Below are 15454 nucleotides of genomic sequence, written 5' to 3'. Positions count from 1 at the left end.
ACCGTCGGCGCCGGGACCTACAGTGTCCGGGTGAGCGCTGCCGACGAGACCTTTCTGGACCTGGCCCTCTCCCGGTCCCGGGTGGACCGCCTCGCGCGGGTGCGGACCGACGACGCCGAGCTGGGTGCGCTCCTCCGGCGCCCGGGGACGCGCGTGCTCGAGCTGCGCGGCGACACCGTCGCGGTCCTGCGCGACCCGGTGCGGCTGCGGTTGCGGGCGCCTCGCGAGGACGACGCCCACCACGAGCCGTGGTTCCTCGGCCGCGACGCCGGGGTCGACTACGTGGCGGTGACGGCCGGGCGCGCCAGGCAGCAGGACGGCGACCAGGCGGGTGGTCCGGGCGCGCTGAGCTGGGTCGGTCTCCGGGAGGTCGGTGCCGACCTGGACGACCGCGACGCCGGGCTGCTCACGGCGGCGACCGCGCTGCGGGCGTGGCACGACCGCCACGGCCACTGCCCCCGGTGCGGGACCGCCACGCAGGTGGTGCAGGGGGGATGGCTGCGTCGCTGCCCGACCGACGGGTCGGAGCACCACCCACGCACCGACCCCGCCGTCATCATGGCGGTCACGGACCCGGACGACCGGCTCCTGCTGGCCACCGGCATACCGTGGCCCGAGGGACGGTTGTCCGTCCTGGCGGGGTTCGTCGAGGCGGGCGAGTCCCTGGAGGCGGCGGTCGTCCGCGAGGTGGAGGAGGAGGTCGGCGTGCAGGTCGACGACCTGGTCTACCGAGGCAACCAGCCCTGGCCCTTCCCGGGGTCGCTGATGCTCGCCTTCCGCGCCCGGACCGGCCAGACGCGCCTGACCATCCAGGAGAGCGAGCTGCGGTCCGCCTCCTGGTACACCCGGGACCAGCTGACGCGAGGGCTGCAGGAGGGGCGGTTCACCCTGCCCTCCCGGGTCTCCATCGCCCACCGGCTCATCGAGGAGTGGTTCGGCGGTCCGCTGCCGGGGCACGGTCCCGCGGTGCCGCGGTGAGCGCGGCGCCGGACCCGGACACCCTCCTGGACGGTCTCGACCCCGAGCAGCGGGAGGTGGCGGCCGCGCCGCTGGGGCCGATGGTCGTGCTCGCCGGCGCCGGCACCGGCAAGACCCGGGCCATCACCCACCGCATCGCCTACGGGGTCGCGAGCGGCGCCTACCCGCCGGACCGACTCCTCGCCGTGACGTTTACGGCGCGAGCCGCGGGGGAGATGCGGACCCGTCTGCGGAGCCTGGGCGTGCGCGGGGTCCAGGCGCGGACCTTCCACGCCGCGGCCCTGCGGCAGCTGCAGTTCTTCTGGCCGCAGGCGGTGGGTGGGCCACCCCCGACCGTCGTCGCCCACAAGGCCCCCGCGGTGGCCGAGGCCGCCGGTCGGCTGCGCCTGAGGCTGGACCGGGCCGCCCTGCGCGACGTCGCGTCCGAGATCGAGTGGGCCAAGGTCTCCATGCTGACGGCCCAGACCTACGCGGCGCGGGCCACCGCCCTGCGGCGATCGGTCGCCGACCTCGACGCGACCGCCATGGCCCGGCTGCTGGAGACCTACCACGAGGTGTGCTCCGAGCGTCATGTCATCGACTTCGAGGACGTCCTCCTGCTCACCGTCGGCATGCTGGACGAGCACCCGCAGATCGCCGCCGCGATCCACGACCAGTACCGCCACTTCGTCGTCGACGAGTACCAGGACGTCAACCCCCTCCAGCAGCAGCTGCTCGAGCTGTGGCGGGGGCGGCGCGAGGACGTCTGCGTCGTGGGCGACCCGGCGCAGTCGATCTACTCCTTCACCGGGGCGAGTGCCGACCACCTGCTCGGGTTCTCCCGGCTGCACCCGGACGCGCGACGGGTGCGCCTCGTCCGCAACTACCGCAGCACCCCCCAGATCGTGCACCTGGCCAACCTGGTGCTCGCCTCGGGCGGTCGGCAGCGGGACCCCTCGGCCGACCTGGTGGCGCAGGCGGCCGACGGCCCGGCGCCCGTCCTCACCTCCTACCCCGACGACGAGGCGGAGGCGGCGGGGGTCGCCGACGGCGTCCGGGTCCTCATGGACGCCGGGCAGGAGCCCAGCGAGATCGCGGTGCTCTATCGCACCAACAGCCAGTCGGAGGTGCTCGAGAGCGCGCTCGCCCAAGCCGGTGTCCCGTACCTCGTGCGCGGTGGCGAGCGCTTCTTCTCCCGCGCCGAGGTGCGCAACGCCATCGTGCTGCTGCGCGGGGCGGTGCGCTCGGACGACGGTACCCGGCCGCTGGGCGAGCAGGTCCGCCACGTCCTGGCGGGGGCCGGCTGGGCACCCACGCCGCCGGAGGGCTCGGGCGCGGTGCGGGAGCGGTGGGAGAGCCTGCAGGCGCTCGCGCTGCTGGCGGACTCCCTGGTGGAGCAGGCCCCGGGTGCGCGGACCTCGGACCTCGTGGCCGAGCTGGACCGGCGTGCCCAGGAGCAGCACGCCCCGACCGTGCAGGGCATCACCCTCGCCTCGCTGCACGCCGCCAAGGGCCTGGAGTGGGACGCGGTCTTCCTCGTGGGGGCCAGCGACGGACTCCTGCCCATCACCCTCGCCGACACGCCCGAACGGGTGGAGGAGGAGCGTCGACTCCTCTACGTCGGGCTCACCCGCGCCCGCCACCGGCTGACCGTGAGCTGGGCCGGGGCACGCAGCCCGGGCGCCCGGTCCAGCCGCGCGGTCTCACCCTTCCTCGCCTCGGCCGCAGGAGTCCTCGGGGCGGGCGCGCAGGCCGGGCGACGGGCCCCCGGCAGGCGCGCGGGGAGCCGACGCTCCCCGCGACCGCCGCGGACCTGTCGGTCCTGCGGGGCGGTTCTCGCGGCGGCGGGCGAGCGAAAGATCGGCCGGTGCGGAGCCTGCCCGCCCACCTACGACGAGGCGACCTTCACCGCGTTGCGGGAGTGGCGTCGAGGGGTGGCGGCGGAGGGCGCCGTGCCCGCCTACGTCGTCTTCACCGACGCCACCCTGGTCGCGATCGCCGAGCAGGTGCCGGCAGACCGCGACGCGCTCTCGCAGGTCTCGGGGGTGGGGGAGCGCAAGCTGCAGATGTACGGCGACGCGGTGCTGCAGATCCTCTCCGGCGCGTCCCCGCCCACCGGCTGAGGACGCCGACGGAAAAGGCGTTGCGCCCCTGGTGGAGGGGGGCATACAGTGACCGAGTCAAGCCCACGGCCTCGTCGCCCTGGGGTCACGCGCACCGAGAGGAGGGTGGATCACGATGGAGAGCACGATCGTCACCGGCGGCTTCCCCGCCCGTACGACGCACGCCGCGTCCACCCTCCGGACCGTCCGCCCCCGCGCCACGGTCCTCTCCGTGGGGACGTCCGCGACCGCGCCGTTCGGTGCCGGAACCGCGCAGACGTCGTTCCCGCACGTTGCCGACCCCTCCCAGGGCCTGGGCTCAGCACGGACACCGTAGAAGGCTTCTCCTTCCCGTTCCGGCCGCGAGTCCTCGCCTGAGGATCCGCGGCCGTTCTCGTTGCTCGCCGGTCAGCCGGCGTCATCGGCGGTCCTGGATCCGACCACCTCGGAAGACAGACGCCATGACGACCAGCCCCCGACACCAGCAGCACCGACATCAGGAAGGAACCACCGTGTATCCCGCAGCGCGCCGAGAGCACGAGGCCACCCACGACTCCGCCGCACCCCGGCTCGTGCTCGGCCACGCGCCACTGCCGTGCCACGAGCACCCGGCGGACCTGTGGTTCGCCGAGCTCCCCGCCGAGGTCGAGCACGCCAAGGAGCTCTGTGCTCCCTGCCCCGTGCGTGAGCAGTGCCTCGCCGGGGCGCTCGAACGGCGTGAGCCCTGGGGCGTCTGGGGTGGGCAGCTGATGCTGCAGGGTCGGGTGGTGCCGCGCAAGCGTCCCCGGGGCCGGCCCCGCAAGGACGAGGTGGCCGCCTGAGCGGTGCGCCGGAGCCGGCCCTCAGCCGGCCCCGGTGCCCGCGTGCCACGGACAGGCGACGTGGCGCGACCACCGACGGGTGACGAGGTGCGGGTGCCACGGCCCCACCTCGTGGGCGTCGCCGGTCGCGGTCGCCGGGACCCGCGCGGTGAGCAGCGCCACCAGGGCGACCACCGCACGGAGCACCTCGTCGGGCACGGCCGGCGGCAGCGGGGCGGTGAGCGGGTCCTCGAGGGCGGCGGCACGGGCCGGCCAGGCCGGGTCGCGGTCCCGGCGGTGCAGGTCCAGGCAGTGCAGGCACGGTCCGCCGGCCAGGCCCGTCCACGGGCCGATCACCACCCGGGTGCTCTGGGCGACCACGGGCAGGACCGGCCGCCCGGTCAGCCCGGGCTGCCGGGCCGTCCCCACCGGCACCACGTGGTCGTGCACCGTGACGACGGCCCGCCCCGTCGGGGACGGCCACGCCGGCCGCGGGCTGGGGCTGGCGGGTCGGTCGTCGCGACCGGCACCGGTCGGGGGGAGCGGTGCCGCCGTGGGGGCGAGGCACGCACGCAGCGTGCCGACCAGGTGGCCTGGACCCCGGACGTCGGTGGGGGTCACGTCCCGGTGACGAGACCCCGGGGCGGTCGCGAGCCGTTCGACGACCCGCCACCCGAGGGTCTCCGCAGGCCCCGGGGGCAGCCCGCCGGCCACCGCCCACGCCCCCGGACCCACACCCAGCTGCAGGGCGCCGTCCGGACCGAGGGGCCACCAGTGATGACCCCGCTCGACCGTTCCGCCGCCCGCCATGGACCGACCCTGCCACGCACCGAGCGCGGCAGGGTCGGCTGTCCACAGGCCGGTGCGGCCCCTCAGGTGTCCCTGCGGCCCTCGGGGCCGGAACCCTCGCCGTCGCTCAGCAGCCGCTCGATGTCCTCGTCGGTGACCGTGAGGCCCTCCGTCAGCGCACCGTGCCGCTCCACGAAGCCCAGCGGGTCGTCGAGGTCGGCACCCGTGGGAGCGACGTCGGGGTGGCCCCAGGCCTCGTCCCGGGCGTCGCGCCCGTGCCGCGACTCCAGCGCCGCCCAGAGGTTGGCGGCGTCGCGCAGCCGACGCGGCCGCAGCTCCAGCCCCACGAGCGAGGCGAAGGTCCGCTCGGCCGGACCGCCGGTCGCCCGACGGCGGCGCACCGCCTCGGCGAGCGCCTCGGCGTGGGGGAGGTGCGGGCCCACGGCCTGGGCGGCCACGACGTCGACCCACCCCTCGACGAGGGCGAGCAGGGTCTCGAGGCGGGTGAGCGCGGCCTGCTGGGCGGGGCTGTGGTCGTTGGAGAACAGGCTGTCGCCCAGCGCGTCCTGGAGCGACGCCGGGTCCTGGGGGTCGACGTGGCGGACCGCCTCCTCGATGCCCTCGGTGTTGATCCGGATGTCGCGGGCGTACTCCTCGACCGCCGTCAGCAGCTGCGGCCCCAGCCAGGGCGCCCCGGCGAAGAGCCGCACCCGGGCCGCCTCGCGGACGGCGAGGTAGAGGTGCAGCTCACCGGCGTCGACCTCCAGGCCCTCGGCGAAGTCGGCGACGTTGGCCGGCAGGATCGCCACGCTCTCGTCGCCGAGGATCGGCAGGCCCACCTCGGTGCCCGAGAGCACCTCCCCGGCCAGGGTGCCGACGGCCTGTCCCACCTGACCGCCGAACATGCTGGCCGACATGCGCCGCACCATGGGCGCCATCTGGCCCATCATCGCGGCCGGGTTCATCCCCGGGGGCAGGCCGGGGATGGGGGGAGCACCCTCCTCGCCCAGCTGGCCCAGCTGCTGCTCCATGGCGGCGGTCATCGCGGACTGCAGACCCTCGGCCACCGGTGCCGTCAGCCGTTCCCACAGCGGGAGGGTCCGTTCCACCCACTCGGCCCGGCTGAGCGCCAGCGCGGCGCCCTCCGGCCGGGGGAGGTCGGTGACCTGGTCGATCCACAGGGTGGCCACCTGGACCACCTGCTCGACGTCCCGCCGGGTGCCCTCGCTGATCGACGAGTCCTCCTCGGCCACGGCCTGCCGGGCCACGTCCCGGGCCAGCTCGGAGTTCACCGGCCCGTCGTCACCACCGGGGCCCCCGCCCATGAGCATCTCGAGCTGGGAACGCATCTGCGCGACCTGGTCGGGGTCGAGGTCGCCGAGGCCCATGGCGCTGAGGGTCTCGCGCAGCTCGGGCGGGACCGGCCCGCCGAACAGCGCCTCGAGCGGGTCGGGCTCGTCGCGACGCTCCGGGTTGTCCTGATCTGACACGGTCCTCGTCCTTCTCCTTCGGGGGTTCCGGCGCCCCAGCCTGTCACGTGTCGGACGGCGACGCCGGGCACCGGTCGTGCGCGCTGTCCCTTCTCTGGTCTCAACACCGGTGGGGGCGGCAGAGTTCCCGCTCCCGGGCGGGGCGGCCCGGGGAGCGGTCAGGCAGATCAGGCATGATGACGCGATGAGCGAGGACCAGAGCATCGTCGCCGGGGTGCGTGAGGCGCCGTTGTCCGTCGACGAGGCGCTGCGCGCGGTGCGGCACCCGAGGGCAGGGGCGGTGACCATCTTCGTCGGCACCGTCCGCGACCACGACTCGGGGCGCACCGGGGTGACGCGGCTGGACTACTCGGCCCACCCGGAGGCCGCCGACCGGTTGACCGCGCTGGCGACGTCGGTGGCCCGGCACGAGCAGGTGCACGGGGTGTATGCCGTGCACCGGGTCGGCCAGCTCGAGGTCGGGGACCTCGCCGTCGTGTGCGCCGTCGCGGCCGAGCACCGCGCCGAGGCCTTCGAGGCCGGCCGCACGCTCATCGAGGAGCTGAAGGGCGGCATACCCATCTGGAAACGGCAGCAGTTCGACGGTCACGAGCACGAGTGGGTGGGTCTGTGAGCGGGGACGTCCAGGCCGGCCCCGAGGGACGCCCGGGCCAGCCCCCGCACACGCGCGTCGGCGTCAGCGCCGCCGCGCTGCTCGTCGTGGTCGCGGCGGGCGTGCTCACCGGGTCGGTGCTCAACCTCGTCACGGTGCAGCGGGTGATCTACGTCCCCGGACCCGTCTACGACACCCTGGGGCAGATCGACGGGGCGGACATCGTCAGCGTGGACGAGGAGCTCACCACCTACGACGACACCGACGGCCACCTCTACTTCACCACCATCCGGCTCCAGGGTGGCCCCGGCGACACGGTCTCCGCGTGGGAGGCGCTGCGGGCGAGCATCGACCCGTCGACGACCGTCGTGCCGCGCGAGGAGGTCTTCCCCGAGGACGTCACCGCCGAGCAGGTGCGCGAGCAGAACACCGAGCTGATGCAGCACTCCCAGGACGACGCCGCCGTCGTGGCGCTGCGGGCCCAGGGCGTGCAGATCGACGAGAACGTCGTCGTGGCGCAGGTCATCGCCGACGCCCCCGCCGACGGGGTGCTGGAGGTCGAGGACGAGATCGTCCGGGTGGCGGGCGAGGAGGTCAGCGACACCACGGCCGTCCGGGACCAGATCCAGGCCGTGGAGCCCGGGCAGGAGGTGCCGGTCACGGTCCGCCGCGCGGGGGAGGAGATCGAGCTGGACGTGCCCACCCGGCTGGACGAGGAGAGCGGCCGCACGATCGTGGGCGTCTACCTCGCCCCGGTCTACGACAACCCCTACGAGGTCACCATCGACGCCGGCAACGTGGGGGGACCCAGTGCGGGCCTGATGTTCTCGCTGGCGGTCTACGACGAGATCACCCCCGGTGCCCTGACCGGGGGTCGCTCGATCGCCGGGACCGGGACGATTGCCGGGGACGGGACGGTCGGGGGGATCGGGGGCATCACCCAGAAGATGTATGCCGCCCGCGAGGCCGGTGCCGAGGTGTTCCTCGCGCCCAGCGACAACTGCACGGAGGTCGTCGAGGGCGACCCCGGGGGGATCACGGTGGTGCCCGTCGGCACGTTCGACGACGCGTTGGCGGTCGTCGACGAGCTCGAGGGGTCCCCGGGCACGTCGGCGAGCGCGCTCTCCTTCCCCACCTGCGCCGACGAGCTCGAGGACCAGGCGGAGCAGACCGGCTGAGTCAGTCCGTCCCGTCGACGAGCGTCGAGGCGAGGGCGTGCGTCAGGCCCGGGGCGATGTCGGGCCCGACGGCCACGGCGTCGTCCTCGTCGAAGTCGCGCTGACGCAGCAGGCAGGTGCGGGAGCCGTCCCGCAGACAGGCCGCCAGCAGCCGCACGTCCTTGCGGTCGGGGTGGGCCATGAGGGCGTCCGTCGCCTCCTGCGGCCCCCGCGGGAGCTCGCGCTCGGCCTCCGGTGGCACGACGATGCGCTCGACCGACAGCGCCACGCCCTCGACGTCCGGCGGCCAGGCCATCCGGCCCAGCAGCGACTCCAGGTCGGCGGTCGGGGGCAGCCGCTCCTGCTCGACGGCCGTGAACCCGTCGTCCTCGGGATCGGCGAGCTGGCCGGCGAGGGAGGGCTCCCGCTCGCGCAGCAGGGCGGTGCGCACGAGGGCGAACAACCGGGGCGGCTGGTCCCACCCGGAGCGCGCGACGTGCTTCTCGGTGTCGACGGCCGCGCGCAGGAGGGCGCTCGGGCGGGACGGGTCGGTGGCCGGGGTGGGGTCAGGGTCGGTGGGGGGCACGTCGCCATCGTCGCATCCGGGTCGCCGTGGGGCCGCGCAGCCGCGGCAGTTACGCTGGAACGGTGAGCGAGCGCGAGCCAGAGCCCGGCCCGGATCCCGACGAGAGCGGCCGTGGTGCCGCCGGTACGGGCGGCGGACCGACCGGACCGGCCTGGTCGGGAGGGCCTCAGGAGCGCGCCGGCGCCGACCCCGGAGCCCGTGGGGGCGGGCCGGGCCGTCCGTCCTCGGGTGGCGGTGGCGGTGGGGGAGGCGGCCGTCCGGGTCGCCGTGGCGGGGGACTGCCCCGGGGGCGTGTCCTGCCGACCGTGCTCATCGTGCTCGCCCTGCTCAGCCTGCTGGGCTGGGGTGCGACGCTGTGGACCGACCTGCTGTGGTTCCAGGCGCTGGGCTTCCGCGAGGTGCTCGTCACCCGGCTCCTCACCCAGGTCGGGCTGTTCGTCCTGGCTGCGGTCGTCACGGCAGGCGTCGTGTGGTCCGGCCTCTGGCTCGGCTGGCGGCACCGGCCCATCTACGCCCCCTCCACCCCCGAGCAGGCCGCTCTCGACCGCTACCGCAGCGCGCTGGACCCGGTGCGCCGGCTCGTCTTCATCGCCGTGCCCGCGGTGCTCGGGCTGTTCGCCGGTACCGCCGCCGCCGCCCAGTGGCAGACCGTGCTGCTCTTCATCCACCGTCAGCCCTTCGGCGAGGTCGACCCCGAGTTCGGGATGGACGTCGGCTTCTTCGTCTTCAGCCTGCCGTTCTGGCAGATGGTCATCTCCTTCGCCACCCTGGTCCTGGGGCTCAGCCTCATCGGGGCCCTCCTCACCCACTACATCTACGGCGGCATCCAGCTGCAGGGGGGCAGCCGGGGCCAGCGCACCACCACCGCCGCGCGCATCCACCTCGCGGTGCTCCTCGGGCTCATCCTCGTCGTCCGGGCCGCCGGCTACTGGGTCGAGCGCTTCTCGCTGTCCATGACCCAGCACGCCCGCATCACCGGCATGACCTACACCGACGTCAACGCGCTGCTGCCGACCCGGAGCATCCTCGCGGTGGCGGCGCTGCTCTGCGCGGCGTTCTTCGTCGCCACCATCTGGACGAAGACCTGGCGGCTGCCCGTCATCGGGCTGGCGGGACTCCTCGTCATCGCGCTGGTGCTCGGCGGGGCATACCCCTCGCTGGTGCAGCAGTTCCGGGTCAACCCCTCGGAGGCCCAGCTGGAGGCCCCCTACATCCAGCGCGCGATCGACTCGACGCTCAGCGCCTACGACCTGGAGGACATCGAGCGGACCGACTACAACGCGGTGACCGAGGCCGAGCCGGGCCAGCTGCGCAGCGACGCGGACACCATCCCCGGCATCCGCATCGTGGACCCCTCCATCGTGTCCCCGACGTTCCGGCAGCTGCAGGGTGTGCGCAACTACTACCAGTTCCCGGAGGCGCTCGACGTCGACCGCTACGAGGTCGACGGCGAGCTGGTCGACACGGTGATCGCGGTCCGCGAGCTCAACCTCGACGGCATCTCCGCGGACCAGCGCAACTGGGTGAACGACCACACCGTCTATACCCACGGGTTCGGGGTCGTGGCCAGCTACGGCAACCGTCGCTCGCCCGAGGGCGAGCCGATCCTCTTCGAGCGCAACATCCCGCCGGTCGGCGCTCTGGGGGAGTACGAGCCGCGCATCTACTTCGGCGAGTCCTCACCCGAGTACTCCATCGTCGGGGCCCCCGAGGACCAGCCCCCGCGGGAGCTGGACTACCCGGTGAGCGGTCAGGACACCGGCGAGGTGCGCAACACCTACAGCGGCGGGGGCGGGGTCGCCATGGGCAGCTTCGCGCGCCGCGCGGCCTACGCCATCAAGTACCGGCAGATCGAGATCATGCTCTCGGACTCGGTCAACACCGAGTCCCGCATGCTCGACCACCGCGACCCCCGGGAGCGCATCGGCCGGGTGGCGCCCTGGCTGCGGCTGGACGGCAACCCCTACCCGGCGGTGGTCGACGGCCGGGTGAAGTGGATCGTCGACGGCTACACCGTGAGCGACCGCTACCCCTACAGCCAGATGGAGGAGCTGGGTGAGGTCACCCTCGACTCGCTGCAGACGGGGGCGGAGAACGTCAGCTCGATCGGTGGCGGCCAGGTCAACTACATCCGCAACTCGGTCAAGGCCACCGTCGACGCCTACGACGGCAGCGTCGACCTGTACGCCTGGGACGAGGAGGACCCGCTGCTGCGGGCCTGGTCCTCGGCCTTCGACAGCTCCGTGCAGCCGCTGTCCGAGATCGACGGCGAGCTCATGGCGCACCTGCGCTACCCCGAGGACCTCTTCAAGGTGCAGCGTGAGGTGCTCTCCCGCTACCACGTGGACGACGCCGGGTCCTTCTTCACCGGTCAGGACTTCTGGGCGGTCTCCGAGGACCCGACCGTCTCGGGCGAGAACCAGCCGGACATGCCGCCGCACTACCTGTCGGTGACGATGCCCGGTCAGGAGGAGCCGACCTTCAGCCTCACCACGACCTACATCCCGCGCGGCAACGACCGGCAGAACCTCACCGGCTACGTCGCCGTGGACGCCGATGCCGGCTCGACCTCGGGCGAACGGCGCGAGGGGTACGGGCAGATGCGCATGCTGGTGCTGCCACGTGACACCACGGTGCGCGGGCCCGGGCAGTTCCAGAACGACATCAACTCCTCGGACGCCAACTCCGAGGCCTTCGGGCAGACGCTGTCCCAGTTCCTCAACCTCAACCGGAACACCGAGGCCTCCGAGGTGCTCATGGGCAACCTGCTCACGCTCCCGGTCGGGGGCGGGCTGCTCTACGTGGAGCCCGTCTACGTGCAGGCCCAGGGCGGCAACGCCTACCCGCTGCAGCGCATCGTCGTCGTGGCCTTCGGCAACGACCTGGCCTGGTCCGACACCCTCGACGGGGCCCTGGACGAGCTGTTCGGCGGGGACTCGGGAGCCACGGCCGGGGACGCCGGGGACGCCGGTCCCCCCACCGACGGCGACGCGCCGGCCGACGAGGACGGCGCCTCAGGTGAGGAGGGCGACGGCAGCTCGGGGCAGGTCGACGAGGGCGCCCTGGCCGAGGCGCTGGCCGACATCCAGGCCGCCTACGACGACGGCCAGGAGGCACTCGCGGACAGCGACTGGGAGGCCTACGGCCAGGCCCAGGAGCGGCTGCGGGAGGCGATCGACCGCGCGGTCGAGGCCGACCCCTCCGGCGGGTCGGTCAGCGTCGACGGCGGCGAGGAGGACCCGGCCGACGACGGAGCCGCCCAGACGCAGGAGCCCTGAGGAGAGGCGCAGACGTCCCCGGACCGGGATTTGGTGAGCACCTCGGCATCACGTAGAGTGGTGCTCACCACGACGCGGGGTGGAGCAGTTCGGTAGCTCGCCGGGCTCATAACCCGGAGGTCGCAGGTTCAAATCCTGCCCCCGCTACGCATCGCGTCGGACGCGAACGAAGGCCCGGACCCTCTGGTCCGGGCCTTCGTCGTGCGGGGGCATAGGGTGACAGCCCTATGCCCCTCGACCTGCCCGTCGCCCGCCTGACCCTGGCCAACGGCCTGCAGGTCGTCGTCAGCGAGGACCGCGCCGTCCCGAGCGTCAGCATCAACCTGTGGGTGGACGTCGGGTCGCGCCACGAGGAGCCGGGGCGCACCGGGCTGGCCCACCTGTTCGAGCACCTCATGTTCCAGGGCAGCGAGCTGGTGGCCGAGGGGGAGCACATGGCGGCGCTCATGGCCCGCGGTGGACGGGCCAACGCGACGACCAGCTTCGACCGCACCTCCTACGTCGCCTCCGTCCCGCGCAACGCGCTCGAGCTGGCGCTCTGGATGGAGGCGGATCGCCAGGGGCACCTCCTGCCGGCGCTCACCCAGGAGACGCTGGACAACCAGCGCGACGTCGTGGTGGAGGAGAAGCGTCAACGCTACGACAGCGTGCCCTACGGCACGGCGCTCTCCCGCCTGGGTGAGCTCGTCTTCCCCGTCGGGCACCCCTACCACCACCCGACGATCGGCTCGATGACCGACCTGCGCGCGGCGACCCTCGACGACGTCCGCGCGTTCTACGGTGCGCACTACGGTCCGCGGACCACCGTGCTCTCCCTGGTCGGCGACATCGGGGCCGAGGAGGGGTTCGACCTGGCGGAGACGTACTTCGGCCACCTGCAGGACACCACGAGGCCACGGCCGCCCTCGAGCCCGCCGCTCGGGCCGCTGGCCGCGCCGGTGCGCGAGGTCGTGGTGGGCGGGCCGGAGCTGCCCTCCGAGCGGATCTTCCTCGCGGCCCGTCTCCCCGGGGTCACCGAGCCGGACTTCCTGCCCTGCGCCATGGCCCTGGACGCCCTGGCCTCCTCGTCCATCTCCCGGGTCCACGAGCGGCTCGTCCGGGGTGCCGACGTCCTCAGCGGGGCGTCGGCGAGCGCGCTGGGTCTGCGGGACGGCACCTCTCTCGGCCTCGTCGTCGTCGACGTGACCGAGGGCGTGGACCCCCGGGCGGTCGAGGAGCAGCTCGCCGAGATCCTGCAGGACTTCGCCGACCGTGGCCCGAGGCCGGTGGAGATGGAGGCCTCGGCGGCGGACACCGAGCGGTCCTGGCTGGAGGCCCTGTCGGGCCACGACGAGCGGGCCGACCTGCTCAGCCGGGCGACCCTCCTGTTCGGCGACCCCGGTCAGGTCGACCGCTACGTGGACGAGGTGCTGGCGGTGACGCCGGAGCAGGTGGGTCGTGCCGCCGCGCAGCACCTGGTCCCCGGGGCCATGGCCACCCTGGTCTACCGCTGGGAGGAGGAGGTATGACGCGCCCGGCCCGGGTCCGTCGGCGCCCCGACGTGGGTGAGCCGGCGCTGTGGAGCTTCCCCGAGCCGGAGCGGACCCGGCTGCCGAACGGGCTGGACCTCCTGATCGTCGACCTGCCCGGCCAGCACGTGCTCTCGCTGCGCGTCAGCCTCGCCGTGCCGATCGGCCGGGAGCGACCGGGGCAGGAGGGCTCGACCCTCATGATGGCCCGCTGCCTCGACGAGGGGACCGGCTCGCGCTCGGCCACCGAGCTGGCCGAGCTCGCCGAGCGCCACGGCATCGCGCTGGGAGCGGGGGCCGGGGAGCACGGCGTGCACCTCGGTGCCGAGGTGACCGGGCGCCACCTGGGCACCGCCCTGGAGCTGATCGTCGAGTGCCTCGACGATCCGACCTTCCCCGAGGCGGAGGTCGCGCGTCAGGTGCGACACCGCCTGACCGACCTTGCGCACGAGCTGGCGGACCCGACGGGTCGGGCGCACCACGAGCTGCGCCAGGCCTACTACGCGGCCGGGGACCGGTCCCGGGTGCCCGTCGGTGGGACGACCTCGTCCGTCGGCGTCCTCACCCCGGACGTCCTCCGGGCGCGGCACCGGGTCCTGGGACCGCGCGGTGGGGTGGTGGTGCTGGCCGGTGACCTCGCGACGGTCCAGGACCCGGTCCGGCTGCTGTCCGGCACCCTGGGGTCGTGGCACCCGTCCCCGCCGGAGGCTCCCGACGGCCCCCGCCGGGCGGAGCGGTCGCCCGACGCCCACCAGGTGGTGCTCGTCCCCCGCCCGGGCGCCGGGCAGACCGAGCTGCTGCTCGCCCGTCCCGGGCCGGACCGGCGCACCCCCCACGGCTGGGGCACCTACCAGGCCCTGTCGATGCTGTTCGGAGGTGCTCCGCACTCCCGCCTGGACCGAGTGCTCCGCGAACGGCGCGGCTGGACCTACGGGATGCGCCTCGGTTTCCGGCCGCGTCGGGTCGGGGGACAGTGCGTGGTCGGAGGTGCGGTCCGCGCGGACGCGACGCTGCCCGCCCTCGAGGAGACCCTGCGGATCCTGGGCGCACCGGGGGAGTCCCTGGGGCAGCAGGAGGTCCGTGAGGCGGCGGACTTCGTCGCGATGACCGCGCCCGCGCGGTACCTCACCGCGGACAGCGTCGCCGACGAGCTCGTCTCGCTGGTGGGTGACGGGCTCGGCCCCGAGGCGGTGACCCGGACCTTGCGCGAGGTGCACGACCTCACGACCGAGCGGGCGGCGCAGGCCTGGGACGAGGTCCGGACCGGACCCGGCTGGACCGTCGTCGTCGTGGGTGACCCCGACGCCATCGCCCCGGTGGCGGACGCCGGTCTGGGACCCGTGCGGACGGTCGGGCCGCCGCGGCTCAGCCCTCGGCCCCGCCCCCCTGGCCCAGCATCATGAGGACCTCCTCGTGCATCCTCCCGTTGGTGGCCACCACCGGGCGGGCCTGCGCCGCCGAGCTCAGCGGGGAGGCCGCCGGGTGGCCGGCCAGGTCGGTGACGGCACCCCCGGCCTCGCGCAGCAGCGGGGCGAGCGTCGCGAGCTGGTAGCCGTCGGCCCAGGCGGCCAGCCCCAGGTCGACCGCACCCTCGGCCACGAGGGCGTGGCTCCAGAACTCGCCGTAGGCGCGGGTGCGCCACACCCGGTCGGTGAGGGTGGCGAACCCGCTGCCGTGGTCGCCGTGCAGCCATCCGGCCACGTCGTCGGTCGACAACGAGGCGTGGGCCAGCACCTCGGTCCCGGAGACCTCGATGCGGCGTGCCCGGGACAGCGTCCGGCCGGTCCAGGCACCCGAACCGGCGCCGGCCCACCAGCGCCGGGCCAGCAGCGGGGCGGCGACGAGGCCGAGCACCGGCTCGTCCTCCACGACCAGGCTGATGAGCGTCGCCCAGACCGGGACGCCCCGCACGTAGTTGGCCGAGCCGTCGATGGCGTCGAGCACCCACCGCCGCGCGCCGTGCCCGGTCGGGTCGAGGGTGCGCCCCTCGACCCGGTCGCGGGGACGGGTGCGGTGCAGCTGGTGGCGCAGCAGCTCCTCCAGCCGACGGGCGGCCGGGGTGGTGAGCGCACCCTCCGGGTCCATCTCGACCTCCTCATGCAGCGCGCCGAAGAGCTCGAGGGAGGTCCGCTCCACCGCGTCCGCGAGGACGTGGGCCAGTCTCAGGTCGTCGTCGAAGCCAGGCACCCGTTCAC

12 protein-coding genes and 1 tRNA gene are annotated in these 15454 nt (G+C 74.3%); 9 read left to right on the top strand and 4 right to left on the bottom strand.

Translation table 11 applies throughout. From position 1 onward, the window contains the following. The first annotated feature begins 30 nt into the window (after window positions 1–30). The 3 genes from nudC to AVL62_RS01175 all read left to right on the top strand — a co-directional run bounded on the left by nudC (window position 31) and on the right by AVL62_RS01175 (window position 3880). On the top strand, window positions 31–978 hold the full coding sequence (gene nudC / locus AVL62_RS01190; protein WP_058889857.1) for an NAD(+) diphosphatase: 948 nt from the start codon (window positions 31–33) through the stop codon (window positions 976–978). Further along, a complete protein-coding gene (locus tag AVL62_RS01185; protein WP_058889950.1) occupies window positions 975–3080 on the top strand; it encodes an ATP-dependent DNA helicase UvrD2 in 2106 nt (701 codons plus the stop codon). The genes nudC and AVL62_RS01185 overlap by 4 nt, the downstream gene beginning before the upstream one ends. A 440-nt stretch (window positions 3081–3520) precedes the next feature. Next, complete coding sequence (locus AVL62_RS01175) at window positions 3521–3880, top strand: WhiB family transcriptional regulator (RefSeq protein ID WP_083518571.1); 360 nt, start codon at window positions 3521–3523, stop codon at window positions 3878–3880. 21 nt (window positions 3881–3901) lie between these two features. Here AVL62_RS01175 and AVL62_RS01170 read toward each other — a convergent pair whose 3' ends face one another. Beyond that, window positions 3902–4669, bottom strand: coding sequence for a hypothetical protein (locus tag AVL62_RS01170; RefSeq protein ID WP_058889855.1), 768 nt, complete (start codon window positions 4667–4669; stop codon window positions 3902–3904). Window positions 4670–4731: 62 nt separating this feature from the next. Continuing rightward, the gene (locus tag AVL62_RS01165) at window positions 4732–6138 is read right to left on the bottom strand and encodes a zinc-dependent metalloprotease (RefSeq protein ID WP_058889854.1); all 1407 of its coding nucleotides are present in this window, start codon (window positions 6136–6138) and stop codon (window positions 4732–4734) included. Window positions 6139–6322: 184 nt separating this feature from the next. Between AVL62_RS01165 and AVL62_RS01160 the strand changes: the two genes are divergently transcribed. Beyond that, the gene (locus tag AVL62_RS01160) at window positions 6323–6751 is read left to right on the top strand and encodes a molybdenum cofactor biosynthesis protein MoaE (protein ID WP_058889853.1); all 429 of its coding nucleotides are present in this window, start codon (window positions 6323–6325) and stop codon (window positions 6749–6751) included. Further along, window positions 6748–7908, top strand: coding sequence for a PDZ domain-containing protein (locus AVL62_RS01155; protein WP_058889852.1), 1161 nt, complete (start codon window positions 6748–6750; stop codon window positions 7906–7908). The genes AVL62_RS01160 and AVL62_RS01155 overlap by 4 nt, the downstream gene beginning before the upstream one ends. Window position 7909: 1 nt before the next feature. Here AVL62_RS01155 and AVL62_RS01150 read toward each other — a convergent pair whose 3' ends face one another. Further along, complete coding sequence (locus AVL62_RS01150) at window positions 7910–8473, bottom strand: PPA1309 family protein (RefSeq protein WP_058889851.1); 564 nt, start codon at window positions 8471–8473, stop codon at window positions 7910–7912. A 305-nt stretch (window positions 8474–8778) separates the two neighbouring features. Here AVL62_RS01150 and AVL62_RS01145 point away from each other — a divergent pair, with 305 nt between their 5' ends. The 4 genes from AVL62_RS01145 (at window position 8779) to AVL62_RS01130 (ending at window position 14662) form a co-directional block, all read left to right on the top strand. Further along, window positions 8779–11751 carry a UPF0182 family protein gene (locus AVL62_RS01145; RefSeq protein ID WP_058889850.1) on the top strand — a complete coding sequence of 991 codons (2973 nt, stop codon included), beginning with the start codon at window positions 8779–8781 and terminating at the stop codon, window positions 11749–11751. 73 nt (window positions 11752–11824) lie between these two features. Further along, window positions 11825–11898 (top strand) — tRNA-Met (locus AVL62_RS01140). Window positions 11899–11978: 80 nt separating this feature from the next. Next, window positions 11979–13259: a M16 family metallopeptidase gene (locus AVL62_RS01135; protein ID WP_058889849.1), complete on the top strand. Its 1281-nt coding sequence runs from the start codon at window positions 11979–11981 to the stop codon at window positions 13257–13259. Continuing rightward, window positions 13256–14662: a M16 family metallopeptidase gene (locus AVL62_RS01130; protein WP_058889848.1), complete on the top strand. Its 1407-nt coding sequence runs from the start codon at window positions 13256–13258 to the stop codon at window positions 14660–14662. Before AVL62_RS01135 ends, AVL62_RS01130 begins: the two co-directional genes overlap by 4 nt. Here AVL62_RS01130 and AVL62_RS01125 read toward each other — a convergent pair. Beyond that, complete coding sequence (locus AVL62_RS01125; RefSeq protein WP_058889847.1) at window positions 14625–15446, bottom strand: inositol monophosphatase family protein; 822 nt, start codon at window positions 15444–15446, stop codon at window positions 14625–14627. The genes AVL62_RS01130 and AVL62_RS01125 overlap by 38 nt on opposite strands. Window positions 15447–15454 lie beyond the last annotated feature (8 nt).

Source organism: Serinicoccus chungangensis (assembly GCF_001483745.1).
GTDB classification, from domain to species: domain Bacteria; phylum Actinomycetota; class Actinomycetes; order Actinomycetales; family Dermatophilaceae; genus Ornithinicoccus; species Ornithinicoccus chungangensis_A.
The sequence above is the reverse complement of the archived record's forward strand: the minus strand, read 5'-3'. Positions and strand labels throughout refer to the sequence as shown.